This window comes from Gordonia sp. PDNC005 (assembly GCF_016919385.1).
GTDB lineage: Bacteria > Actinomycetota > Actinomycetes > Mycobacteriales > Mycobacteriaceae > Gordonia.
The window spans coordinates 3,446,695-3,469,875 of record NZ_CP070351.1 but is presented as its reverse complement, the minus strand read 5'-3'; the positions used below and the strand labels follow the sequence as shown (position 1 = coordinate 3,469,875).

Annotated in this window: 24 protein-coding genes; 6 read left to right on the top strand and 18 right to left on the bottom strand. The window is 65.8% G+C overall.

All coding sequences use genetic code 11. From position 1 onward, the window contains the following. Positions 1-63 precede the first annotated feature (63 nt). The 12 genes from JVX90_RS16745 to JVX90_RS16690 all read right to left on the bottom strand — a co-directional run bounded on the left by JVX90_RS16745 (position 64) and on the right by JVX90_RS16690 (position 9,657). Positions 64-750, bottom strand: coding sequence for a response regulator transcription factor (locus JVX90_RS16745; RefSeq protein WP_205329815.1), 687 nt, complete (start codon positions 748-750; stop codon positions 64-66). Then, the gene (locus JVX90_RS16740; protein ID WP_205329814.1) at positions 705-1,901 is read right to left on the bottom strand and encodes a DUF5931 domain-containing protein; all 1,197 of its coding nucleotides are present in this window, start codon (positions 1,899-1,901) and stop codon (positions 705-707) included. Before JVX90_RS16740 ends, JVX90_RS16745 begins: the two co-directional genes overlap by 46 nt. 87 nt (positions 1,902-1,988) lie before the next feature. After that, complete coding sequence (locus JVX90_RS16735; RefSeq protein ID WP_205329813.1) at positions 1,989-2,783, bottom strand: crotonase/enoyl-CoA hydratase family protein; 795 nt, start codon at positions 2,781-2,783, stop codon at positions 1,989-1,991. 49 nt (positions 2,784-2,832) lie between these two features. Continuing rightward, positions 2,833-3,186, bottom strand: a complete 354-nt coding sequence (locus JVX90_RS20700) for a DivIVA domain-containing protein (RefSeq protein ID WP_205329812.1) — start codon at positions 3,184-3,186, stop codon at positions 2,833-2,835. A 120-nt stretch (positions 3,187-3,306) separates the two neighbouring features. Next, complete coding sequence (locus JVX90_RS16725) at positions 3,307-4,320, bottom strand: hypothetical protein (RefSeq protein WP_205329811.1); 1,014 nt, start codon at positions 4,318-4,320, stop codon at positions 3,307-3,309. A gap of 147 nt (positions 4,321-4,467) precedes the next feature. Next, positions 4,468-5,385, bottom strand: a complete 918-nt coding sequence (locus tag JVX90_RS16720; protein ID WP_205329810.1) for a hypothetical protein — start codon at positions 5,383-5,385, stop codon at positions 4,468-4,470. Further along, positions 5,378-5,953 (bottom strand): signal peptidase I, encoded by a 576-nt coding sequence (locus tag JVX90_RS16715; protein WP_205329809.1) that lies wholly within the window; start codon positions 5,951-5,953, stop codon positions 5,378-5,380. Before JVX90_RS16715 ends, JVX90_RS16720 begins: the two co-directional genes overlap by 8 nt. Before the next feature lie 7 nt (positions 5,954-5,960). Continuing rightward, the gene (locus JVX90_RS16710) at positions 5,961-6,590 is read right to left on the bottom strand and encodes a SipW-dependent-type signal peptide-containing protein (RefSeq protein ID WP_205329808.1); all 630 of its coding nucleotides are present in this window, start codon (positions 6,588-6,590) and stop codon (positions 5,961-5,963) included. Between the two features lie 13 nt (positions 6,591-6,603). Continuing rightward, positions 6,604-7,629 carry a signal peptidase I gene (locus JVX90_RS16705; protein ID WP_240193932.1) on the bottom strand — a complete coding sequence of 342 codons (1,026 nt, stop codon included), beginning with the start codon at positions 7,627-7,629 and terminating at the stop codon, positions 6,604-6,606. A gap of 41 nt (positions 7,630-7,670) precedes the next feature. Beyond that, positions 7,671-8,207, bottom strand: a complete 537-nt coding sequence (locus JVX90_RS16700; protein WP_205329806.1) for a hypothetical protein — start codon at positions 8,205-8,207, stop codon at positions 7,671-7,673. Positions 8,208-8,229: 22 nt separating this feature from the next. Beyond that, positions 8,230-8,736, bottom strand: a complete 507-nt coding sequence (locus JVX90_RS16695) for an alternate-type signal peptide domain-containing protein (RefSeq protein WP_205329805.1) — start codon at positions 8,734-8,736, stop codon at positions 8,230-8,232. A gap of 210 nt (positions 8,737-8,946) precedes the next feature. Then, on the bottom strand, positions 8,947-9,657 hold the full coding sequence (locus tag JVX90_RS16690; RefSeq protein WP_205329804.1) for a hypothetical protein: 711 nt from the start codon (positions 9,655-9,657) through the stop codon (positions 8,947-8,949). Between the two features lie 613 nt (positions 9,658-10,270). Between JVX90_RS16690 and dnaK the strand changes: the two genes are divergently transcribed. The 4 genes from dnaK to JVX90_RS16670 all read left to right on the top strand — a co-directional run bounded on the left by dnaK (position 10,271) and on the right by JVX90_RS16670 (position 14,316). Continuing rightward, the gene (gene dnaK, locus JVX90_RS16685; RefSeq protein ID WP_205329803.1) at positions 10,271-12,109 is read left to right on the top strand and encodes a molecular chaperone DnaK; all 1,839 of its coding nucleotides are present in this window, start codon (positions 10,271-10,273) and stop codon (positions 12,107-12,109) included. Next, entirely contained in the window at positions 12,106-12,648 is a 543-nt protein-coding gene (grpE, locus tag JVX90_RS16680; RefSeq protein WP_205329802.1) for a nucleotide exchange factor GrpE, read from the top strand. The genes dnaK and grpE overlap by 4 nt, the downstream gene beginning before the upstream one ends. 90 nt (positions 12,649-12,738) lie before the next feature. Then, positions 12,739-13,905 carry a molecular chaperone DnaJ gene (dnaJ, locus tag JVX90_RS16675; RefSeq protein WP_205329801.1) on the top strand — a complete coding sequence of 389 codons (1,167 nt, stop codon included), beginning with the start codon at positions 12,739-12,741 and terminating at the stop codon, positions 13,903-13,905. A 6-nt stretch (positions 13,906-13,911) separates the two neighbouring features. Continuing rightward, a complete protein-coding gene (locus JVX90_RS16670) occupies positions 13,912-14,316 on the top strand; it encodes a helix-turn-helix domain-containing protein (RefSeq protein ID WP_205329800.1) in 405 nt (134 codons plus the stop codon). A gap of 63 nt (positions 14,317-14,379) precedes the next feature. Here JVX90_RS16670 and JVX90_RS16665 read toward each other — a convergent pair whose 3' ends face one another. Beyond that, positions 14,380-16,008, bottom strand: a complete 1,629-nt coding sequence (locus tag JVX90_RS16665) for a DHA2 family efflux MFS transporter permease subunit (protein ID WP_205329799.1) — start codon at positions 16,006-16,008, stop codon at positions 14,380-14,382. 65 nt (positions 16,009-16,073) lie between these two features. On the opposite strand from JVX90_RS16665, the gene JVX90_RS16660 reads away from it, so the two are divergent. Then, positions 16,074-16,631 carry a MarR family transcriptional regulator gene (locus JVX90_RS16660; protein WP_205329798.1) on the top strand — a complete coding sequence of 186 codons (558 nt, stop codon included), beginning with the start codon at positions 16,074-16,076 and terminating at the stop codon, positions 16,629-16,631. Between the two features lie 28 nt (positions 16,632-16,659). Then, a complete protein-coding gene (gene lon / locus JVX90_RS16655) occupies positions 16,660-19,038 on the top strand; it encodes an endopeptidase La (RefSeq protein WP_205329797.1) in 2,379 nt (792 codons plus the stop codon). Positions 19,039-19,327: 289 nt separating this feature from the next. Here lon and JVX90_RS16650 read toward each other — a convergent pair whose 3' ends face one another. From JVX90_RS16650 to JVX90_RS16630, 5 genes are all read right to left on the bottom strand, one after another. Further along, on the bottom strand, positions 19,328-19,855 hold the full coding sequence (locus tag JVX90_RS16650) for an SRPBCC family protein (protein ID WP_205329796.1): 528 nt from the start codon (positions 19,853-19,855) through the stop codon (positions 19,328-19,330). Beyond that, on the bottom strand, positions 19,852-20,211 hold the full coding sequence (locus JVX90_RS16645; protein WP_205329795.1) for a metalloregulator ArsR/SmtB family transcription factor: 360 nt from the start codon (positions 20,209-20,211) through the stop codon (positions 19,852-19,854). The genes JVX90_RS16650 and JVX90_RS16645 overlap by 4 nt, the downstream gene beginning before the upstream one ends. A gap of 74 nt (positions 20,212-20,285) precedes the next feature. After that, positions 20,286-20,723: an SRPBCC family protein gene (locus tag JVX90_RS16640; protein ID WP_205329794.1), complete on the bottom strand. Its 438-nt coding sequence runs from the start codon at positions 20,721-20,723 to the stop codon at positions 20,286-20,288. Beyond that, positions 20,716-22,239 carry an SDR family oxidoreductase gene (locus JVX90_RS16635; protein ID WP_205329793.1) on the bottom strand — a complete coding sequence of 508 codons (1,524 nt, stop codon included), beginning with the start codon at positions 22,237-22,239 and terminating at the stop codon, positions 20,716-20,718. Before JVX90_RS16635 ends, JVX90_RS16640 begins: the two co-directional genes overlap by 8 nt. After that, the gene (locus tag JVX90_RS16630) at positions 22,203-23,153 is read right to left on the bottom strand and encodes an SDR family NAD(P)-dependent oxidoreductase (protein WP_205329792.1); all 951 of its coding nucleotides are present in this window, start codon (positions 23,151-23,153) and stop codon (positions 22,203-22,205) included. Before JVX90_RS16630 ends, JVX90_RS16635 begins: the two co-directional genes overlap by 37 nt. Between the last annotated feature and the right edge of the window lie 28 nt (positions 23,154-23,181).

Sequence of the window (23,181 nt, the reverse complement as noted above, 5' to 3'; positions counted from 1 at the left end):
CTGGTCACTTGCGCGTGCGCATCCCGTAGGAGATCGCGCCGTAGAGATGGCTCGCCGCGCAGTTCAGTCGGCGTCGAGCCCGTGTTCGATGGCGTACCGGGCGAGTTCGACTCGGTTGCCGAGTTGCAGTTTCCGAAGTGCCGAACCGACGTGGTTCTCGACGGTGCGCGGACTGATCTCCAGTCGGGTCGCGATCTGCCGCGACGACAGGCCCTTCGCCACATGCCGGAGTACTTCGGTCTCACGGCCGGTCAGAACCGGCGCGTCCGACTGCGGCGACTGCGACATGCGGCGGTATTCGCCGAGAACAAGTCCTGCGAGGCCGGGAGTGAAGACCGGTTGGCCCTCGCCGGTCGAGGTGACCGCGGCGATCAGCTCCGACTGCTGGGCACTCTTCACGAGGTACCCGGTGGCCCCGGCCTTGATGGCCTCGAGGACGTCGTCGCGCTCGTCGGACGCCGACAGGATCAGAACGCGTGCCGCGGGGTGCACGTCGAGAACGGCGGCGGTGGCTTGTGCGCCGGTTCCGTCGGGGAGATTCATGTCCATGAGGACCACGTCGGGCAGGGTGGCGGCCGCGCGGACTGCGGCCGCGGCGACACTGTCTGCGGTCGCGACGACGTCGAACCCGTTGTCGGTGAGGTCGCGGGCCACGCCGTCGCGCCACATCGGATGGTCGTCGACCACCATCACTCGAAGGTCGCTCACGGTGTGGCCTTCCCGTCGTGTTTCGGTGCGGACAGCTCCCATTCTGTCCCGGCGTCGGGCGCGGACTCCAGGCGTGCCGTTCCACCGAGTGCCTCGACCCTGCCGATCACCGACTGTGAGATGCCCAGACGACCTTCGGCTTCGGCGGCGGCGAGGCGCCCGTCGGGGATGCCGACGCCGTCGTCGCGGACGCTGACGATCACTTCGTCGCCGAGGTCTTCGAGGAGGATGAAGGCTTCTGCTCCGGGGCCCGCGTGGTGCGCGACATTGTCGAGGATGTTGTCGACGGCGGCGAGGAGTTCGTCGGCGATGTGGGCGTCGACGGTCACCGGGTCGGCGGGGGCGCTCACCTGGGCGCGGTGCGCGACCGACGATCGCAGGGCAGCCGCGAGATCACGGCTCGATGGTGCAAGCGCGGTGGGGGTCTCGGGTTCGTCGGCGATGAGCGCCCGGAGTCGGCGTTCCTGCTCGGCGGCGAGTTCGGCGAGTTCGGCTGCGTCGCCGCCGATCTCGCGCCCACGCTTGGCCATCAACGCGAGAACTTGGAGGACGCCGTCGTGCACTTCGCGGGACAGTCGGTCGCGTTCGGCCGAGCGAGCCGCGAGAGCGATGGCCGAGACGAGCTCGCCGTGCACCGTTCGGGCCCGCGAGGCGGCCATACCGACGGCGGCTGCTGCCGACACGAGCAGGATCGTCGTGGCGTTGCGGCCGAAGTTCAGGGAGATCTCGCCCTTGACGTAATAGTTGGCCCCAGCGATGGCGAGCGCTGCGGCGGCGCCCCACAGCGTTCCGCCGATGACGGCCGCCGAGAGCGCGGCGTTGGTCATCCACAGGGTTGTCGGCCAGGTCTGGTTGTGGCTGATCCAGTCGTTGTCGGTGACGAACGACGTCGACAGCATCATGCTCGCCGACACGACGACTTCGACGGCCACGAACCAGGGGCGTCGTCCGAATCCTACGAGGTAGCCCGCCGCCCACCAGATGTTGGCGGCGGTCAGGAACCCGAACAGTGTCCAGGTGAGGCCCGGCCGGGTGAGGTCACCGTTGATCGCGATCTGGAAGCCGAGCGCGTACACGAACGACAGGAGTCGGAAGATCTGCGCGGCTCGCCACAGCGGGCCCACCGGGTCGCGGTCCTCGATCTCTCGCCAACTCTGAACCAACTGCGGTCGGCTGCGACTGTCTGCCTGCATCCTTCGACCTTCCCATGTCCGACCAGTCGGCGGCCCCTGCCCGTCGAGCGGAGTTCACCCTGCTGGTTGAGCGCAGGCGAGGCGCACCTAGATCTGACGATCCCCGAACACGGGCTTCTCCTTCTTCAGGCCGGCGTTGCGGGCGATCGTGTGGTTGCGGCCGCGAAGCAGACGGACCTGCAGAGTTTGTTCCACGGGAAACGACAGGCGCGAACCGTTGTACCAGGTGTTCTCGAACAGGGCCTTCGACGCTGCGACAGCATCGGGCGACCGCTGTTTGATCTGCTCGATGAGAGCGTCGGCATCGGCGAACGGGTCGTCGGACACTCCGGACACCAGACCCCAGTCGAGGGCCTGCTCGGCGTCGAACATCTCGCCTGTCATGGTCAGGCGCTTCGCGATGTCGATGGTGGTGAGCTGCGCGATGCTCGCCGACAGTGACATGTCGGGGATGAGGCCCCACTTCGCCTCGAGGATCGAGAGGTCGGCGTCGGAGGCGGCGAACCTGAAGTCGGCGGCGAGCGCGATCTGCAGACCGCCGCCGTAACAGTGGCCCGTGATGACGGCGATCACCGGGACCGGCACGTTGCGCCACGCCCATCCCGCGTTCTGGAAGTTGTTGGCGGCGGATGCCTTCTTGGGGACCAGCATCCGCATGATCCGGCCCTGTTCTCTGCCTGCGGAGGCGAAGTCGAGTCCGGAGCAGAACGAGTCGCCTTCGCCGGAGAGGATCACGGCGCGCAGGCTGCGGTCCTTGGCTGCGCGGTCGGCCGCGGCGGCGAGGTCGTCGAGCATGTCGAGGGTGAGCCCGTTGTGCTTCTCCGGGCGGTTGAGGCGCACATGCGCCACCTGTTCGCGGACCTCGTAGCTGATGTTGCTCATGGTGTGAGGGTAGTGAAGTCATTCGGATGATCGTTCATCCACTTCTGACCTACAGCGCCTCGTACTTCGACAGGCGGTCGCGGAGAATCCGCACGGTCGCTTCGACCTCGTCGAGGAACTGGTCGACCTCGTCCTCGTTGTAGCCGCGCAGACCGATCGGAGGTTTGGAAAAGGCCACGTCGCGAATCTCTTCGGGGAGAAGCGTGCGCTCTGGCCGAGGAGTCGCAGCAGATTGGCTCGGCGACTTGACCACTTCGGTTCCGCCATCGACGCGGCGTTGCAGCTCGCGGAAGTCGTCTTCCACGACCCGCAGGAACTGGTCGACGTCCTCTTCGCGGTAGCCCTTCTCAAACCGGCGGGTCGGCTGGAATCGGACTAGCCGGATGTTCTCTGGGGTCAGCATGTGCGGATCGTACCGTTGAGATCGGACATCTCCCCACCGCACGTCGGAGGCGTCTTGCTCGAGAACACAGAGACGCGTCCGGGCAGGGCCCGGACGCGTCGGCAGCACTAGCGCATCAGATCACGATGTCCTGCATGTGTACGGGTCGATCTTCTTGACTGCGCCATCGCTCGTGGTGAGAGCAACTTCGTTGCCGCGAACGCTCACGACGTCGGTCGCATCTTTGTCTCCGCGGCACTTCTCCACACCGTCGTGACTGACCACGAACTTCGACGTCGAGCCGGCGATCACTCCTGCAGTGATGATCGGCTCCGCGGCAGACTTCGATGCGGACGGGCGTGAAGGGACAGCGGAGGTGCTGGTTGGCTCCTCCGAGTCATCCCCGGGCTTCTCCGACGTCGGCTTTTCTGATGTCGTCGGAGAGGCCGACGTCTCCGAGGGCTCGGGAGCGGAAGTCGTCGTTGTTTCTTCTGTCTCCGCATCCGGTGTCTTGCTCACCGACGACGGTGTCTGCCGCTGGAGTTCCCTCTCCGGACCGACACTCGAGCGGCCGAAGACCTGCGGTTCAGCTGGAGCCCACGATGCGCCGTCTTCCCAGGTCGCGTTCGCCTTCACGCCGGCACCTCCCTGGCAGCTGGCATTGCGCTGGGCGTTGGAGCCGACCGTAATCCTGCGGTGCCCCGACGACACGAGGCGATTGGCGTCCGCGGTGTTGCTGGCGACGTTCACCGTTTCGACAGTGACGACGTAGTTGTTCCAAGCGAGGTTGTAGTTCACGCTCAGCGTCCACCCGGTGCCGTCCTGGAAGGATGGTCCGCGTTCAACGGACGTCATCGCCTCGTTCCACAGGGTGACGCGGTACTTCATGCCGGCTCCTGCGCTCGGCCACGACACGTTCGCGTTGTGGAAGCCCAAGGTTCCACTCTCTGAACACGAAATGGACGTGGGAAGCGGCGTCGGAAAGAAGTTCTGACTCGCGATCTGCGAGGTCGTGGCCTCTACGTCGTCTTGCTCGGCCGCCATCGTGCCGGTGGTCTGGGCGATGCCGAACACGACTGCGGCAGCGCCGATGGCAGCGACGACTGCGCGCTTGTGTGCGCTTGCTGTGCGCAGGATTTGCAGAAGCTCAGCCACGGTTGGTCTCCTCGACTTCGGGGCGTGGTTAGTGTGGATTCGATCCGCAGTGGAGCGGACCGCGGGTATACCGGAACTGCGGAATTGCGACGAGGCGCGTCCGACGGAGGAATGTCGGACGCGCCTATCGTCAACGACTGGTCGTGCTCACGAGACTTCGCAGGTGTTCACGTCGACGTTCTTCACAGCGCCGTCGGCCGTCGTCAGCGTGACATGGTTGTTGCCGAAGTTCACGATGTCTGTCTCGGCTTTCGGCCCGCTGCATTTCTCGACACCGTCGTGGTAGATGATGAACCCGGACGCCGCGCCGGCCGCCGCCGACGCAGCGGTGATCTTCACGGGGGCCTTCGGAGCAGAGGACTCGGTCGGAGACGGTTCCGACGGCGCCGACGGTTCCACTGACGCCGACTCCGACGACGGTGCGGTCGACTTCGGTGTCTGGGTGTCGGTCGGCGCGTTGAACTTGCTGCGGTTCAGACTCGGGGGATTGATCACTTCTTCGGCGTCGAACGGCGTGTGGCTCGTCGTCTCCTGCCAGGTGGTGACGGCGGTCCGGCCCTCCGTGGCTGTGCCTTCAGGCCGACCGCAGCTTCCGTTGTTCCTCCACACGTAGATCGAGACGTAGCCGGTGGAGCGCTCCTTGGTCGTGTTGTTCAGGCCATAGATTCGATACACGTGCGTCCCGCCGCCTCCGCTTTCCATCCCAGTCTGGCGCGACGTGCTGGTCAATTCAGCGCTGGTCCACATTAGTGAGCCGCCGTTCTCGCTCCACTCCTCCATGATCCAGCGCTGGTCTGCGGGAGTGTTGGGAGACGCGGCCCACTTCAGCGTGGGGTTGCCACCACACCAGCCCGTGTTGCTGTAGCTCGGATTCGTCGGAGCAAGCACCGGAAAGAAGTTCTGGCTGGCGATCTGTGAGGTGTTGGCGTTGACGGTGTCGTTCTCAGCGGCGAGTGTGTCTGTTGTCGAGAACGCGCCGACGGCAACGGCGGCTGCTCCGCCGATGGCGAGGAGTACCCGCGTGGAGGGGGTCTTGCCTCGAATGGTCTGGAGTGTGTCAGGCATGGTCTGCCTCCTGGAGTTTCGGCTCGCTGACGGCGGGCTCGTCGGTCGTGAGAGTGCTGTCGCGCGGACGTCGGATCGGTCCGAACGCGAGCATCAAGAGAACGCCGGCGACGACGCCGCCGATGAAGATCGCTGTTTTGCTCGAGAGCCAGGCTGCGGCGTAGCCGAGAACCGGGACGCTGCCGATCACACGGTCTGCCTCGGTCACCTGGTACGGCGACGGATCCGGAACGCGGTTGGCATCACCCTTCAGAGTCAAGGAGACAGAACCGCCTCCCGCATTCTCGATGTCGACCACCCGGTGGGTGATGCGGGTCCCGACCTCGTTGTCGACACTCACCACATCACCGACACGCAGGTCGGTGGCGTCGACGGTACGAGCGAGTGCGAGTGAACCGGTCGGGATGTCCGGGGACATCGACCCGGAGCGGAACACGAGCGGTGTGATTCCGAACAGCATCGAGGCGATGGCCACGACGATGCAGACCAGCCCGAGTACGGCACCGACATTGAGCGCGAGCTCACGACTGGAACGGGGCTTCGGATTGTCGTCCGTGTGCTGACTCATCCGAACGTCAGACCTTGGTCGCAGTGAGCTTGAACTTCGCCGAGATCGCTGCCATCCGAGCTTCCTTCGGCGCGTTCGAGTTCACCGTCACCTGGACGCACAGATTGTCGGACGCATTGACGGCGAGCGGACCGGTAGTAGGGACCAGTGCGGTGGACCCGAGGACAAGCGGCTTGTCCGCCGTGCCGAGAGTGGTGCCGCCGGTGCAGGTGTCGCCGCTCTTGGTTCCACCCTTTGACACGGTGACAAGAAGGTTCTGAGCGAAGACGGCGGCGCTTGCGCTGCCGTACGTCGCGGTCCCGTTGTTGGCGGTGTCGACACTCATGACGTAGGTGAACGGGTGGGACCCGGTGTTCTTCACTTCAAGCACGCCGGCGGTGGTCGCCCCGCGAGCCATGTTGATCTTCTTCAGACTCGTGAAGTTGTAGACAGGGCGGTTATCGTTCACCTTCATCTGAATGTTGATGGAGTTCGTGGTGAACATGCCGGTGGTAGCGGTCGCGGTGTCGGACCACGCGGCCATCGTGCCGACGGCTCCGAGGCCGAAGACCATGCCGAGCGACGCGATGGCGCGGGCGCGCGTCCAGCCGGTCTCGCCGAGGCGGCCGCGCAAGCGGGATTGTGTGGGAGAAGACATCGTTTGCCTCAAGTCACTTGATGATGGGGATCGGTCGGGTAGTCGCGGTCGACGGCACGTCCGCGAGAGGTTCAGCCGGGGGAGGGGCCGGCGCGCCACACGCGTGGCATGTCGATGACTGCGGTGACTCGGCCACCGTGGTCGATTGGGCGGGGAACAGAGTTGCGAGGGACGAGTACGCGACGGTGGCCTGGCTTGTCGCGGACAACTCCTCGCCTGCGCTCGGAGAACTGGAAACGACGATCGGGTAGTCGGAACTGATGCTCGGGGAGCCGTCACTGACGATCAGATAGTCGGAACCGGAATCGCTCGGAGCGCGATGGCGGGCTGCGGTCGGAGGACAGCTGATGACCGTTTCAGCACTCGAGTCTGCTGCCGGGGAGCTGGAGAGATCGGCTACGGGCCACTCGTTGGAACTCGGGGAGTCGAGTGGCGGAGACGGCGCTGGAGCTGCCTCGTCGGCAGAATCCTCGTCCTTCGGCTTCTTCCGGTCGCGGATGCTGCTGATCCACATCCACAACGCGTAGAGGCCGAGCCCGCCGCCGATCAGGAACACCGCGATGCTTCGGGTGTTGCCCGACATCACGTTGTTCAGATAGCCGAGTTTGGGCACCGAGTAGAGGAGACGGCCACGGACCTGCTCCTCGATGATCGGCTCGTCTGTCGCGTTGTTGGCGTCGCCCTTGGTGATGAACTTCCGCACGCCGGACGCGTCGTAGACGATGCTGACGATGCGGTGGGTGGTGACAGAAGGATCACCCGATTTCGGCTGGAACGTGATGACGTCGCCCGCCTTGAGGTCGGCTCCCGGTGTCGGTTTGACGACGATGAGCGTTCCCGGCGGGTACGTCGGTTCCATCGAGCCGGTCAGCACCGTGTAAGCGGTTGAACCAGTCAGTCGCGGAACCACCACGAGTGCTGCGAGCAGCGCGACGGCGGCGCAGAGCAGAGTCCACGAGGCGATGGTCTTGACCCACCACAACAGTGAGGTCTTCTCATCGTCGTCGACTGTGCCCTCGACGTCGTCAGGACCCGGCAAGACGGCAGTCTCGCCGGTGTGGTGGCTTCCGCGACCCGAATTCATGAGTTCGAGACCGACTCGGCGCCGAAGGTGAAGGTTGCGTTGCTCGACTGTGAGGTCTGCGCGTTGGACGCGATCGTCACCTTCAGACAGAGCACTTCGGTGGTTCCGGCCGAGACGTTCTGCGGTGCGGTGAACGCGGTGTTCGCGGCACCGTTGTACAGCTCGGTGCCGGGAGTCCCGGTGGCCGTGCACTCGGCTTGAGTATTGACCGTGGCGACGCGGAGCATGAGCGGTGTGGAGCCGTTCACGTCAACGCTGTTGAGCTTGTAGCGCATGGTGACGTTGCCTGAGTTGATCACCGGCAACGGCTTCTGCACGCTCTGGCCTGCATCGGCATCGGTCAGAGTCAATCCGTCGAGATTGAAGCTCTTCACGCCGCTCTGGCCTGCCGAGATTTCGAGCGTGCCCGCAGTGACGGTGCCGCCGGGTGCGGTTGCTTCCGAACGCCAGAGGGCGCCGGTCTGCTGGAGGGACACAAATCCCACCAGCAGAACCGCCGCCGCTGCGAGCGCCCATTTGATTTGGGGCTTCACGATTTCCTCTTAGGGGGAGGGATTAGTTCTGCTGCAGGGTGACCGTGGCGCCGGAGAGGTCGGCGGTCTTGTTCTGGCCGTCGGTGCCGGTAGTCGCGGTCTTGAAAGTGATGTCGGTCGACACTGTCTTGTTGGTGTTGTTGTCGGCCGCGGTGACGGTGGCGCCTGCGCCGCCGGTCGGGGTCGCCGTCAGGTAGGACGAGAGGTCGCCGGTGACGCCGCCCAGGCTGGGGGTAAGGGTTGCGGTCAGGTTGGTGCCGACAGCGGTGATCTTGTAGGTCGCGGTGTAGCGGACGGTGTCGCCTGGGACGAGACGGTCAGTCGCGGGGACGAATGCTTGTCCGTCTTTGGCTCCGCCGACCCACTTCCAGGAGCCTGCGTCGACCGAAGTGAGGTTCAGCTGACCGGCGGTCACTGTGCCGCCGTTGGTGCCGACGTTGCTGTTCCACGCGGCCATGGTGCCTGCGCCGCCGGCGAGGATGGCTGCGCCTGCGGCCGCGGCGAGTGCGCCCTTGGTTACCTTGTTCATGTTTGTCCCTTGTCGGGTCGGGCACTCCGACTGCCGGAGTGCTGGGAGGGAGTGCTCGTTGCCGTAGCGCAGAGCTGACTTGCGCAGAGCGCATGCCGACGGCCGGGGTCACCAAGGGTGCGGCCGAAGTCTTGGGGGTGCCGTGGCGGGCCTCGGGGAGGTGGCCCGCCACGGCAGATCGGGGAAGGGAGGGAGTCGAGTGTTGGTCGGTCAGCGGGAGGCTGCGACGACGTTCGGCGAGTCGAGCTGGATCAGCTTCGACGCCGCGCTGCCGGACCCGAGGCTTCCGGTGCCCTTGCAGAGGATGGGGCCGAGGATGTCGCCGAGCGATCCGCTTGCACTGCCGCTGCTGCTGTCGCACTCACCTGGGTCGACCGGATCGACGGGACCGTCGCCTGCGACCTCTTCGAGCGCAGTGCTCCAATCAGGCTTGATCACGAAGCCCTGCTGGGTTTCGCCGGCGGGGATGCCGACGAACAGCTTCACGTCGATCGGTGTGCCCTTCGTCAGGCGGTTCGACTCGACGACGAGGATGCCCTTGTCGCCGATGAGATCCTTCTTGACTCCGGTCACCGCACCGGCGTTTGCGCGCACGAATGCCGATCCGCCGTTCGGTAGGTCCCAGTTGCCTGCGTATGCCTGGAACTTCGCGGGCGTGTCGCAGTTGTTCTTCACCTTGAACGCGGCCTGCAGCACCTCGTTGTCCGGTGATGGGACGTTGCCCGTCCACGCAATGGTGTTGATATCGCCCCACGTGTTGCCGTTCACCGAGAACTGCAGGCAGCTGTCCGGGAGGTTCTCTCCGACAGTTGCGTGTGCGGCTCCCGAGCCGAGTCCGGCAAGCGCTGCCGCAGTTGCGCCGGCAGCAGCGACGACGGCTGCGCGTCGAACAGTCTGGGTCAGTCGTGCGTTGTTTGGCATGGGATGAATAGTGACTCTTTCGATCGATCGATTTCTGTAACCCGTTCTAGGGACAAGCACGTGACCTGCACGGATTTGCCGTCCCCTACGTCCGATTCGTGCCGCTGATGACAAGGGGCGGTGGTGACTCTGCCTGCGAAGAGAGACGCTTTCGAGGTCCAGGTCTCATGGGATGGTGACCGACATCACGCACGGAAGGTAAGCATGCAGGACGTCACATTTCTGCGCCTGATTCGTGCCAGTGGCGAGTGGGTTGACCCGGATTTGCTGCAGGGGTGCTCAGGCTGTCGATCGAGCGGCCCGTGTCTCGGCCCGGCTCGACGGGCTGAGGTTCGCTCGTCGGGTGGGCGTGTCGAGTTTGCTCGAGTGACGGGGTTGTGAGGATGATTACACAAACTTGAGTGGATGCAGCTCAAGTTCAGGGAATGGAACCGTGTCCCGACAGGTTGAACGAAGCAAGAAACCTGAGTGATGAAGACTCAAGAAAGTTGACGGCGCAGAGTTTGGCCGGTAGACCTGAGTCCGAGGCGCTAAGGGTTTCGGAAACGAAGGCCACGCCAGGCCAACCAACCAACCGGCTTCGTCAGGTAGCCGCCCACAAGGAGGAACACATATGTCCCGTGCTGTCGGAATCGACCTCGGCACCACCAACTCCGTGGTGTCCGTTCTCGAAGGCGGCGAGCCCACCGTCATCGCTAACGCCGAAGGCTCCCGCACCACCCCGTCCGTCGTCGCATTCGCCCGCAACGGCGAAGTCCTCGTCGGACAGCCCGCCAAGAACCAGGCGGTCACCAACGTCGATCGCACCATCCGTTCGGTCAAGCGCCACATGGGCACCGACTGGACCGTCGAGATCGACGACAAGAAGTACACCCCTCAGGAGATCAGCGCGCGCACGCTCATGAAGCTCAAGCGTGACGCCGAGGCATACCTGGGTGAGGACGTCACCGACGCCGTCATCACGGTCCCCGCCTACTTCAACGACTCGCAGCGCCAGGCGACCAAGGAAGCCGGCCAGATCGCCGGCCTCAACGTCCTGCGCATCGTCAACGAGCCCACCGCGGCCGCACTCGCGTACGGCCTGGACAAGGGCGAGAGCGAACAGACCATCCTCGTCTTCGACCTCGGTGGCGGCACGTTCGACGTCTCGCTCCTGGAAATCGGCGACGGTGTCGTCGAGGTCCGCGCCACGTCGGGCGACAACAACCTCGGTGGCGACGACTGGGACGAGCGTCTCGTCGAATGGCTCGTCGACAAGTTCAAGTCCACCTCGGGCATCGACCTGACCAAGGACAAGATGGCGATGCAGCGTCTGCGCGAGGCTGCTGAGAAGGCCAAGATCGAACTCTCGTCGTCGCAGTCGACCTCGATCAACCTGCCGTACATCACAGTGGACGCCGACAAGAACCCGCTGTTCCTCGACGAGCAGCTGAGCCGCAGTGAGTTCCAGAAGATCACCAGTGATCTCCTCGAGCGCACCCGCACACCGTTCCAGGCCGTCATCAAGGACGCAGGCATCTCGGTCGGCGACATCGACCACGTGGTCCTCGTCGGCGGTTCCACCCGCATGCCCGCCGTCACCGAGCTCGTCAAGGAACTCACCGGTGGACAGGACCCCAACAAGGGCGTCAACCCCGACGAGGTCGTCGCCGTCGGCGCCGCACTGCAGGCCGGTGTGCTTCGCGGTGAGGTCAAGGACGTGCTCCTGCTCGACGTGACCCCGCTGTCGCTGGGCATCGAGACCAAGGGCGGCGTGATGCACAAGCTGATCGAGCGCAACACCACCATCCCGACCAAGCGCTCGGAGACCTACACGACCGCTGAGAACAACCAGCCGTCCGTGCAGATCCAGGTATTCCAGGGTGAGCGTGAGATCGCGGCGCACAACAAGCTCCTCGGCTCGTTCGAACTCGGCGGCATCGCACCTGCACCGCAGGGCGTCCCGCAGATCGAGGTGACCTTCGACATCGACGCCAACGGCATCGTGCACGTCACGGCGAAGGACAAGGGCACCGGCAAGGAGAACAGCATCCGCATCCAGGACGGTTCCGGTCTTTCGAAGGAAGAGATCGACCGCATGGTGAAGGACGCCGAGGCGCACGCTGAAGAGGACCGCGCTCGCCGCGAGGAGGCGGAGACCCGCAATCAGGCGGAGTCGCTCGTCAACCAGACCGAGAAGTTCCTCAAGGAGAACGAGGACAAGGTCCCGGCCGACGTCAAGAGCAAGGTCGAGGCTGCCATCTCGGAGGCCAACGAGGCCTTGAAGGGCACCGACACCGCTGCAATCCGCAGCGCCATCGAGAAGCTGTCGGAGGAGTCGCAGGCCGTCGGCCAGGCGATCTACGCCAGCGCTCAGGCCGAGGGTGAAGCCGCGGGCGCGGCAGCCGACGGTGCCGACGACGTCGTCGACGCAGAGGTCGTGGACGACCCGGCAGAGGATGACAAGAAGTGACCTCGCCCGACGACGTGACGCCAGACGACGTGACGCCGGAAGCGGACGAGACGGTGGCCGAGGCCGTCGTTGAGGAAGCGGACGCGGAGGAGGTCGCAGCCGATCAGGCTGCGGCCGACCCGCAGGTCGCCGAACTCACCGAGGCACTGCAGCGGGAGCGCGCACAGTTCGCGAACTTCAAGCGCCGCAGCGCCGAGGAGGCTCTCCAGGCCGTCACTCGCGGAAAGCAGATTCTCGTCGAGAAGCTGCTGCCCGTGCTCGACGATCTCGACCGTGCCCGCGAGCACGGCGACCTTGCCGAGGGCAGCCCGCTCAAGGCGCTCGCCGACAAGCTGGGCGACGTCCTCACCAGCGAGAAGCTCGCCAAGTTCGGCGAACCGGGCGACGTGTTCGACCCGGAGCTGCACGAAGCGATCCAGAACGACGGCTCCGGCGACCAGCCGGTGCTCGGACTGGTCTACCGCGCCGGATACCGGCTCGGTGACAAGGTGATCCGCACTGCGATGGTCACCGTGAACGACGCCCCTGCGGCGGAATGAACACACGTCTCGACTCCGCTCGACGATCTCATGTCGTCGAGCGGAGTCGGGACGATCACTTACACACAGACTTTCAGGAGGTGACGTCTGATGGCAGCCCAGCGTGAATGGCTGGAACGCGATTTCTACGCAGACCTCGGCGTTTCTTCCGACGCCACTGCGGAGCAGATCAAGAAGGCATACCGGAAGCTCGCTCGTGAGCTGCATCCCGACGCCAACCCCGGCGACACGGCCGCCGAGGAACGCTTCAAGCGAGTGTCGGAAGCCCATAGCGTGCTCGCCGATGACGCGAAGCGCAAAGAGTACGACGAGATGCGCACACTCATGGCGAGCGGTCGATTCCGCGCTGACGGCGGACCGTCGGCGGGCGGTTTCGGAGGTGGCGCCGGAGGCTTCGACATCGGCGACCTGTTCGGTGGCGGAGCCGGTGGAGGGGGAGCCGATGTCGGCGACCTGTTCGGCGGCTTGTTCGGCGGACGCAGTCGAAAGACGGCCGCGCCCCGCCAGCGTCGAGGCAACGACCTCGAGACCGAGACGACCCTCGCGTTCCGCGACGCGGTGCAGGGAACGACGGTCCAACTGCGGGTGACTAGTCCGTCGCCGTGCACCAACTGCCACGGCAGCGGCGCCAAGCCCGGGACGAGCCCTCGCACGTGCACGAGTTGCAGCGGTTCGGGTTTCGTCAGCCGCAACCAGGGTCACTTCGGATTCTCCGAGCCGTGCCCCGACTGCCAGGGCACCGGAACCAAGATCGACGATCCGTGCCCCGACTGCTCGGGCTCGGGTATCACCGTGCGCCCGCGCACGATCAACGTCCGCGTCCCGCAGGGCGTCGAAGACGGGCAGCGCATCCGGCTCGCCGGACAGGGCGAGGCCGGGCGACGCGGTGCGCCGTCGGGCGACCTGTATGTGACCGTGCACGTGAACGCCGACAAGGTGTTCACGCGCAACGGGAACGACCTCAAGGTGGAACTGCCTGTCGCGTTCTCCGAGCTGGTGCTCGGTGCGACGGTGTCTGTTCCCACCTTGGACGGGACTGTCGGTGTGAAGATCCCCGCGGGCACCTCGGATGGACGTACGCTGCGGCTCAAGGGTCGCGGGGTCCCGAAGCGGTCCGGCGGTGCGGGCGACCTGCTCGTCACCGTGAAGGTCGCCGTACCGTCGAAGCTCGACGACGCAGCGATGGCTGCGATGAAGTCGTACGCCGAGGCGGAACGGTCGAGCGGATTCGATCCACGAGACGGATGGGCCCGGTGATCGGTCATGGCCACACGGAAATCGCACGACGACGCCGGTGACGCCGCCACTTTTCTGATCTCGGTGGCGGCTGAGCTGGCCGGCATGCACGCGCAGACCCTGCGCACGTATGACCGACTCGGCCTGGTGAGCCCGCAACGCACCAGTGGCGGCGGGCGGCGCTACTCGTCTCGCGACGTCGAGATGCTGCGCGAAGTGCAGCGGCTGTCGCAGGACGAGGGCGTCAATCTCGCGGGCGTCAAGCGCATCATCGAGCTGACTGATCAGGTCGACGCCCTGCGGAGCCGCCTCGCCGAGATGCAGAACGAGCTCGACAACGCGCGGCGGAACATCCGGCCGGGGACTGAACTGGTTCCCGTCCCGCGTACCAACGCGCTTGTCGTCTGGCAGCCGCGCAAACGGAAGAACTGAACTACCCCCGAGCCCTGTGACCACATGCGGTCACAGGGCTCGTCGACGTGTCTCCACACTCCGTCAAACGGCGGCGGGTGCCGATGGTTTGGCGGCGGCGGAGTTCATCGCCGGAATCAGCAGTGACGCCACGAGGCCGAGGAACACGAAGCCTGCAGCGATGTAACCGCCGACCATGATGCCGTCGGTCATCGCGACACGTCCGGCGTCGGCGACCGGGGCGGTGCCAGGCGCAGCGGCGAACCCCTCGATCGCGGCTCCTGCGGTGCTGGTGATGGTGTCGGCATGCTGTCCGGCTTCGCTCGCGTCCATACCGTCGGCGGTCAACTGATCGGATACACGTGAACCCAGGGTCGTGAAGAACACGGTGGTCAGAATCGCGATGCCGAGTGCGGAGCCGAGTTGACGGAAGGCGCTTTGAATTCCGGCGGCCTGGCCGTTGTCTGTCTCGGGAACGTCGGCGAGGACCACGTTGGTGACCTGTGCAGTCGCGAAACCGACGCCGATCCCGTACACAGCGAGGATCAGGGCGAGCGTCCACCAGGAACTGTCGGGTTTCGCGAACAGCGCGAGCGCGGCGAGGCCGACCACTTCGAAGGCAAGGCCCGCACGTAGCAGCGTCAGAGGCGTCACGTCGCGGTCGGCGAGACCGAAACTGGCCCCACTAGCGATGAAACTCCCGATCGCGATCGGAACCAGCGCCAGGCCTGCCTGCAACGCGCTGTATCCGAGAGTGAACTGCAGCCACAGAGGGAGAACGGCGACAACGCCGAACTCGCCGACACCGATGATCAGCGTCGCCACGTTACCGTTTCGGAACGACGACACGGAGAACAGTCCGAGGTCCATCAGCGCCTTGTCCGAATTGCCTCCGCGACGCAGCACCGCCTGACGCACGACGAACCCGACGATTGCGAACGCACTCACGACGAGTGAGACAAAGACCGGAGACGGGCCGCTTCCCCAAGTGAAGCCGCCGACCGAGAGCGGTGTCGTGGTCGTCGTCCAGCCGTAGGTGCGGCCCTCGATGAGCCCGAAGGCGAGGAGGCCGAGGCCGATCACGGACAGGACAGCCCCGACGACGTCGATGCGGCCAGGGATGCGCGGCGAGCGATCCATGCAGGTCACGATGCCGATCACGATGAGAACGGCGAGCGGCACGTTGATGCCGAACGCCCAACGCCAGGAGACGTGCTCGGCGAGCCAGCCGCCCAACAATGGTCCGAGCGCGGCGGCCGCGCCGATCGTCGAACCCCAGATCGCAAAAGCCTGGCCGCGAGATTTGCCGGTGAAGGTCGCGTTGAGCAGGGCGAGTGACGTCGGAAGGATCATCGCCGCGCCCGCACCCTGGAGGAAGCGAGCGATGATCAGCAGATCGCTGCCCGACGCGAGTCCGGCGAGGATGCTCGTGACGCCGAAGACGATCACCCCGGCGATGAACACTCGCCGCGCGCCGAGGATGTCGGCGACTCGTCCGACCACCAGCAAGAGGGCCGCGAACACGATCGCGTACGACTCCTGGATCCATTGGGCCTGGGTCGAGTCGGTGTCCAAGTCTTCGATGATCGACGGGACGATCACATTGACGATCGTCGTGTCGACGACGATCAGTGCCACGCCGAGGGCGATGGCCAGCAGGCCTAGCCATTGCCGTCGGGTGGGGGCGATCTCGGGTGGCTGAGAGCCTGTCATGTGAATGCTTCCATTGATGAATAATTCCAGCATGAAACTAAATGGGGCGGTGTAACTTTGTCAACATGCCTGTCACGCCTGCGGCTCGGGGAGCTGCCCGATCGAACGTCGGGGATGGTGACCAGTGGGAAGGCTTGACGGAGCGGCTCCGCGCATATGGAGCGAACTACCGCGAGTTCAGTCGGCGGTTCGCCGCCTGGCTCGGTCTGCATTCGACAGACGCCGAAGCGCTCTTGGAGATACTCGCCGCAGAGGAGCAGGGAAGCCCACTGTCTCCTGCTCGCCTGAGTGGGCGAATCGGTAAGTCGAACCCGGCGACCTCGGCTGTCCTGAATCGGCTCGAAGCCGCTGGGCACGTGGTCCGCACTCGGGAGAACGGCGACCGGCGAGTCGTCACCTTGCGGAGCGGCTCCGATGTGCAGGCGCTGGCCGACAGGTTCTTCGCACCTCTCGGGCGCGACGTGGGTGCACTCGTGCGGGGATACCCCGCTGCGGACATCGCTCGTTTCGAGCAATTCCTCGACGACCTGTTGGTCGTGATGTCCGACCGTCTGGCTGCACATTCGGACGCGTTCGCCGACGGCGGAACTGATGGGGAACAAGGCGGCGCCTTTAGGGGTTGAGTCGAACAGACTGAACTTTGGAGGTGTCATGTCTGAGAACATTTCCGTTCCCGTCCTGTTCGTTCCCGACTTGGTGGTGCTGCCCGGAATGGTGGTGCCGGTTCCGCTCGACGACGCAGCGCAGGCCGCGGTGGACGCGGCTCGCCCCTCGACTCTCCTCGGAGATCCGGGAGAATCCGACGGCAAGATTCTGATCGCGCCGCGGCTCGACGATCGTTACCCGACACACGGCGTGATCGCGTCGATCGTGCAGGTCGGGCGCATGCAGGGCCAGGAGCAGTACGTCGCGGTGGTCCGCGGCGAGCAGCGCGCCCACATCGGTGCCGGAACCAGCGGCCCGGGTGCGGCACTGTGGGTGCAGGTCGAGGTCGTCGACGACACCCCGATCACCGACACGACGAAGGAACTCGCCGCCGAGTACCGCAAGGTGGTCCTGGCGATGCTCCAGCGTCGTGAAGCGTGGCAGGTTATCGACGCCGTCAACCGGCTCACCGACCCGGCCGCGCTGGCGGACACGTCCGGCTACACGTCGTGGCTGACCAACGTCCAGAAGCGCCAACTGCTCGAGACCGGCGACGTCGACGAACGTCTCCGACTCCTCATCGACTGGACCGGAGAGCACCTCGCCGAGACCGAGGTGAGCGAGAAGATCGCCTCCGACGTCCGCGAGGGCATGGAGAAGACGCAGAAGGAGTTCCTGCTCCGGCAGCAGCTCAACGCGATCCGCAAGGAGCTCGGAGAAGACGAGCCCGACGGCGCCGACGACTACCGCGGGCGCGTCGAGGCTGCTGATCTGCCGGAGAAGGTCCGTGAGGCCGCTCTTCGAGAGGTCGGCAAGCTGGAACGCGGAACCGACCAGAGTCCTGAGGCCGGCTGGATCCGCACATGGCTCGACACTGTCCTCGACCTGCCGTGGGCCGTCACCACCGACGATTCGACCGACCTGGCCGGTGCGCGAGAGATTCTCGACGCCGACCACCACGGGCTCGACGATGTGAAGGACCGCATCGTCGAGTACCTCGCGGTCCGCACCCGCCGCGCCGAACGTGGCATGTCGGTCGTCGGTGGCCGTGGGTCGGGCGCGGTCATGGTGCTGGCCGGTCCTCCCGGAGTCGGCAAGACGTCGCTCGGCGAGTCGGTGGCGCGTGCGCTCGGCCGGAAGTTCGTGCGGGTGGCCCTCGGCGGCGTGCGCGACGAAGCCGAGATCCGCGGTCACCGTCGTACCTACGTCGGGGCGCTGCCCGGCCGGATCGTTCGAGCGATCGGCGAAGCCGGCTCGATGAACCCCGTCGTCCTGCTCGACGAGATCGACAAGGTGGGCTCCGACTATCGCGGTGACCCGGCGGCGGCTCTGCTCGAAGTCCTCGACCCGGCGCAGAACCACACGTTCCGCGATCACTACCTGGACCTGGACCTCGATCTCTCGGACGTGGTGTTCCTCGCGACCGCAAACGTCGTCGAGAACATCCCGTCCGCACTGCTCGACCGCATGGAGCTGGTGTCCATCGACGGCTACACCGAGGACGACAAGGTGGCCATCGCGCGCGACTACCTCGTCCCGCGTCAGATGGACCGAGCTGCGCTGACGGCCGCGGAAGCGACGATCACCGACGCCGCACTCCGTGAGATCGCGGCGAATTACACCCGGGAACCGGGTGTCCGACAGTTCGAGCGACTTCTCGCGAAGGCGCTCCGCAAGGTCGCTGTCCGCGAATCGGAGAACCCGGGAGATGAGATCGTCGTCGATGTGGACGACCTCGTCGACTACCTCGGACGACCCCGCTTCACGCCCGAGATCGCCGAACGAACGGAAGTCCCCGGCGTCGCAACGGGATTGGCGGTCACCGGCATGGGCGGCGATGTGCTGTTCATCGAGGCGTTGTCGGCGCTCGGCCAACGCAGCAACGAGGGCGACGGCGGTGGAGCGCTGACACTCAAGCTCACCGGACAGCTCGGTGACGTCATGAAGGAGTCGGCGCAGATCGCGCTGAGCTACGTGCAGGCGCACGCAGCCGACTTCGGAATCGACCCGGCGGCGCTCCGCGGCGAAGTGCACATTCACTTCCCGGCAGGGGCCGTCCCCAAAGACGGGCCGTCGGCGGGCGTCACGATGGTCACCGCTCTCGTGTCGATGCTGACCGGTCGCCGTGTCCGCAGCGATGTCGGCATGACCGGCGAAGTGACGCTGAACGGACGCGTGCTTCCGATCGGCGGGGTGAAGCAGAAGCTCATGGCCGCGCAACGGAACGGCCTGAAGACGGTGTTCATCCCGCAGCGCAACGAGCCCGACCTCGACGACGTGCCCGCCGAAGTGCTCGATGCTCTCGACGTGAAGCCGATGGTGGACGTCGCCGAGATCGTCGCGCTTGCACTGGAGCCTGCGTCGGAGGTCGAAGCCGCTGCGTGACGCCGGGCGTCCGACTGTGCCGCAACTGCTCCTTGAGTGAACGGACCCACCTGCTCCTTGAGTGAACGGACCCACCTGCTCCTTGAACGAATGGATCCACCTGCTCCTTGAGCGAACGCAGTGAGTCGAAAGGTGTAGCGGCACAGGCCTTTCGACTCGCAAGCTCGCTCAAGGGGCAGGGGGACGAGCTCGCTCAAGGGCAGGGGACGAGCTCGCTCAAGGGCAGGGGAGGAGCTCGCTCAAGGGGCGGGGGACGGGCTTGCTCGAGGAGCAGGGGGTGTGAGGGCCGTCAGAAGCCGAACTCGGCGCGGTAATGCGCGGTGAACGTCTCGTTCGGGTGATAGTCGGCGAAGTCGACGGCGGAGGCGTCGTCTCCGGTCTCGGCCGCGACAAGACGGTCGAGGTAGTAGTCCCAACCGGGGCCGACGCCTTCAGCCATCTTCGGGTCGGGGACGCTCTGCGCAAACGTCAACGTGGTGACGCCGTCGGCCTCGGCGAGGTCCAGGCGGAGGCGCCAGTGTGTCGGATTCTCGCCGTCGTACGGCGACGTGGTCGTGACGCGAAGTCGCCGGGGAGGGTCGCATTCGTCGATGGCGAACGCCTCCGCCGGCATGTCGTCGCCCTCGAACAGCATCTGGAATCGCACTTCGCCCGAAGCGGGCTCGCCAGTCCATGTGCCGATCCAACGGGCCAGGCGCTCCGGTTCGGAGATCGCGGCCCACACGTCGTCGATTGGCGCGTGAAACGTCCTGCGCCATTCGCAGTATGTGCCGTCGGCGGCATCGAGTCGTCGACCGGTCGGGGTGGGTGTGCTCATGCGGTGTTCTCCTTGGGGTCGGCGTCGCTCTCACGGCGCTCTCGGCTGGTGCGTCGGACCTCGAGATCAAGTCCGTCGAGGACATGCTCCGGAATCAATGGCACAGGTGGTCGGAGACCGTCGAGGAAGTCCAGTACGGGGACGATTCCGTCGGCGGTCAGGTGATAGTGCCGCTCGCGACCGGAGGTCGACGCGTCGACGAGCCCGGCCTCGGTCAGGAGCCGCAGGTGCTTGCTGATCGCGGGCCGACTGATGTCGTGGTGGCTCGCGAGGTCGACTACTCGAGCCGGCCCGCCGCGCAACCGCGTGAGCAGGCTGCGTCGCACCGGGTCTGCGAGAGCTTCGAAAGCGTCCACACCTCTATTGGTAATCAATTGGTTACCAATAGTCAAGCGATTCGGCACCGTGTCGACGTGGCTCCCGGCTCAGGTCAGTGCGTCAGGCGGTCGAGTTCCCTGGTGAGCCCTTCGGCACCGTCTGAGAACAGGCGTCGGACGGCGAAGCGCAGCAGCGGCTCGAACAACCCGAGCACGCCGTTGAAGTCGAAAGCGACCGCGTAGGTGACATCGGTGCGGCCTCGGCCCTCGGTCACCGTGATCGTGTCGACAGCGGTGATGGACTTCTTCTCTCCACGGAGTCGGATGAGGGAGTGCGGTTTGAGATCAGTCAGCTCGTAGTCGAGCGTCGTAGTTCGACCGGCGAACTTGCTCTCGACTCGATACCGGGTGCCCACGCGCCCGTCGCCGCTGAGCGACTTCACGGCGACGGCATTCGGATCCCACTGCTCCGCGTTGGTGAAATCGGACAAGTAGTCGAACACCGCGGTGGCGGATGCCTCGGTCGACACCGTTCGCTGCATCTCAATCATGGTCCTTCTCCTGTTCGGCGACGTGTTTGGACTGCGCGGCAGCCTGCCCGGTGATGTTGCGTGCCATGCCGCTGAAGATGACGCCGTGGAAAGGCAGGATCGAGGCCCAGTAGGCATGTCCGGCCAGCCCGTTCGGACGGAACAGTGCACGTTGGTGATACACCGATCCGCCGTTGTCACCGGGTTCGACGGATAACTCCAGCCATGCGTCGCCCGGCACCTTCATCTCGGCGCGCAGTCGGAGGAGCCTCGGTCGTTCGAGGTCCTCGACGCGCCACCAGTCGAGCGCCTCCCCGACCCGCAGCCTTCGCGGATCCCGTCGACCTCGGCGGAGGCCTACGCCGCCGCTGAGACGATCGATCCATCCGCGGACACTCCATGCGAGCGGGAACGAGTACCAACCGGTCTCGCCGCCGATCGCCTCGATGACCTCCCAGAGAACCTGCGGGGGCGCATCGGAGTCGTGACGACGTTCGTCCTTGTACAGAGTGCCGCCCGACCACTCTGGATCGGACGGAATGGGATCGGACGGGGCAGGGCTCGACGTCGCGTCGGACCATCGGGTCGGCACGTCGAGATCGCGGATGCGCGCCAGCGCCAATTCGACGGCCCGTCGGTAGCCGGTCAGCCCTCCGTCCGGGTCGGGGACGTACTCGGCGATGTTGTGCTCGTGGCAGACCACCTCGTGCACCAGCGACTCCATCAGCGGGACCGCGATCGACCGCGGGACCGGCGTCACGAGGTTCACCCACTGCGCGGAGAGCCACGGTGTGAGCACTGGAACGGGGACCACGAGACGCCGCGGCAGGTCGGCGACCACGGCGTACTCGCGCATCATCTCGAGATAGGTGAGGACGTCGGGGCCGCCGATGTCGAACGATCGATTGACATCGGCGGGAAGCATGGCTGAGCCGACGAGGTAGTGGAGGACGTCGCGCACGGCGATCGGTTGAATGCGGTTCTTCACCCAGCGCGGGGTGATCATTGCGGGCAGACGCTCGGACAGGTAGCGCAACATCTCGAAGCTGGCCGAGCCGGAGCCGAGAATCACCGCGGCCCGCAACTCCGCCGTCGGCACTCCGCTGTTTCGCAGGATCCGTCCCACTTCGGCGCGGGATGCCAAGTGCGGTGACAGCTCCTCGGCGTCCGGTACGAGGCCGCCGAGGTAGACGATGCGTTGTACTCCGGCGTCGGCGGCTTGCGCGCCGACGAGTCGGGCGGCGTCGGCGTCGACGGTGACGAAGTCTTTTCGCACGAGCGAGTGGACGAGATAGTAGAGGACGTCCTGGTTGTCGAGTGCGGCGCGCACCGACGTCTGATCGGTGACGTCGCCCTGGACCACGTCGACGTCGGTGCGCCATGGAACGTCGTCGAGCTTCTCCGGTGAACGCGCCATCAGTCGCACGGTGTGCCCCGCCGCGATCAACTCGGGAACGAGCCGTCCGCCGATGTACCCGGTGGCGCCGAACACGACGACTCTCACGGCTGTGCCGCCTTCGTCTCCGGGATGCGACATGCGTCGGCAATCTCGCGCCACACGCGCGCGAGGCCGTCGTCGGAGCCGCCGAAGTAGTGCGTGGGACGCGGCGCGCGGTCGTGCCAGAACAGCCCGCTGGGCGGTGTCGGCTCCATCGAGAGGAGCCACACAGCGGTATCGGCGCCCTCCTCTGCCGAACGCAGCAGCGGCCTCACCACCCGCCGGAATCCCGGCAGCGACTCGGTCACGCCGGGAGTGTCCACCCATCCCGGGTGCATGCCCGACACCGTGACTCCCGCCGCGGCCCAACGATCCGCCAGTATCGGCAGCAGTGCCACCTGGACTCGCTTGCTGCGGGCGTAGGCGCGTGCGCCGCGGTAGGCGCCCGACTGGTACTCGAGGTCGTCGGAAGGCAGCGAGGCTGTGTACATGCCGCCGGACGACATGAACACGACGCGCGGGTCGCGGGCAGCGGCGAGGTGTGGGGCCAGCAGTTCGGTCAGCAGCACCGGACCGAGAACGTGCGTGGCCAATGACATCTCGTGGCCGTCTGCCGACTCGGTGCGTTCGGGAGGCATCACACCCGCGTTGTGGACGATCCCGTCCACTCCTCGATCGGTCAGCCGGTTCGCGAGCTCGCGGACCTCGGACAGGTCGGAGACGTCGCCCAGTTCGATCCCGACGACCGCGCCTGGCTGGGCCTGAAGAATCGAGGCCCTTACCCTCTCGGCGCGGTCGGAGTCTCGACCGACCAGAATCGGGCTGCCGCCCAGTGCGGCAATGCGAGCCGCAGCGGCTGCGCCGATCCCGGACGTCGCGCCCGTGACCGCCACTGTGCGTTCCACCATCGATCCGGGGGTAAGCCGATTCCATGTCCGGGACCGGATCGCGTACCCGAGGCGTGAGTAGCCCCCGATCACGGAACGGTCCAGCACGGTGTCGAGCAGTGCCATCGTGCAGTCCTCTCCAACAGGTGGTGCC

Excerpts from the sequence above, each read along its gene's own strand:
- JVX90_RS16630 (WP_205329792.1), bottom strand. The coding sequence starts at position 23,153 with ATGGCACTGCTCGACACCGTGCTGGACCGTTCCGTGATCGGGGGCTAC.
- JVX90_RS16640 (WP_205329794.1), bottom strand. The coding sequence starts at position 20,723 with ATGATTGAGATGCAGCGAACGGTGTCGACCGAGGCATCCGCCACCGCG.
- dnaK (WP_205329803.1), top strand. The coding sequence starts at position 10,271 with ATGTCCCGTGCTGTCGGAATCGACCTCGGCACCACCAACTCCGTGGTG.
- JVX90_RS16740 (WP_205329814.1), bottom strand. The coding sequence starts at position 1,901 with ATGCAGGCAGACAGTCGCAGCCGACCGCAGTTGGTTCAGAGTTGGCGA.
- JVX90_RS16745 (WP_205329815.1), bottom strand. The coding sequence starts at position 750 with ATGGGAGCTGTCCGCACCGAAACACGACGGGAAGGCCACACCGTGAGC.
- dnaJ (WP_205329801.1), top strand. The coding sequence starts at position 12,739 with ATGGCAGCCCAGCGTGAATGGCTGGAACGCGATTTCTACGCAGACCTC.
- JVX90_RS16715 (WP_205329809.1), bottom strand. The coding sequence starts at position 5,953 with ATGAGTCAGCACACGGACGACAATCCGAAGCCCCGTTCCAGTCGTGAG.
- JVX90_RS20700 (WP_205329812.1), bottom strand. The coding sequence starts at position 3,186 with ATGCTGACCCCAGAGAACATCCGGCTAGTCCGATTCCAGCCGACCCGC.
- lon (WP_205329797.1), top strand. The coding sequence starts at position 16,660 with ATGTCTGAGAACATTTCCGTTCCCGTCCTGTTCGTTCCCGACTTGGTG.
- JVX90_RS16710 (WP_205329808.1), bottom strand. The coding sequence starts at position 6,590 with ATGTCTTCTCCCACACAATCCCGCTTGCGCGGCCGCCTCGGCGAGACC.
- JVX90_RS16670 (WP_205329800.1), top strand. The coding sequence starts at position 13,912 with ATGGCCACACGGAAATCGCACGACGACGCCGGTGACGCCGCCACTTTT.
- JVX90_RS16690 (WP_205329804.1), bottom strand. The coding sequence starts at position 9,657 with ATGCCAAACAACGCACGACTGACCCAGACTGTTCGACGCGCAGCCGTC.
- JVX90_RS16720 (WP_205329810.1), bottom strand. The coding sequence starts at position 5,385 with ATGCCTGACACACTCCAGACCATTCGAGGCAAGACCCCCTCCACGCGG.
- JVX90_RS16660 (WP_205329798.1), top strand. The coding sequence starts at position 16,074 with ATGCCTGTCACGCCTGCGGCTCGGGGAGCTGCCCGATCGAACGTCGGG.
- JVX90_RS16650 (WP_205329796.1), bottom strand. The coding sequence starts at position 19,855 with ATGAGCACACCCACCCCGACCGGTCGACGACTCGATGCCGCCGACGGC.
- JVX90_RS16665 (WP_205329799.1), bottom strand. The coding sequence starts at position 16,008 with ATGACAGGCTCTCAGCCACCCGAGATCGCCCCCACCCGACGGCAATGG.
- JVX90_RS16635 (WP_205329793.1), bottom strand. The coding sequence starts at position 22,239 with ATGTCGCATCCCGGAGACGAAGGCGGCACAGCCGTGAGAGTCGTCGTG.
- JVX90_RS16735 (WP_205329813.1), bottom strand. The coding sequence starts at position 2,783 with ATGAGCAACATCAGCTACGAGGTCCGCGAACAGGTGGCGCATGTGCGC.
- JVX90_RS16695 (WP_205329805.1), bottom strand. The coding sequence starts at position 8,736 with ATGAACAAGGTAACCAAGGGCGCACTCGCCGCGGCCGCAGGCGCAGCC.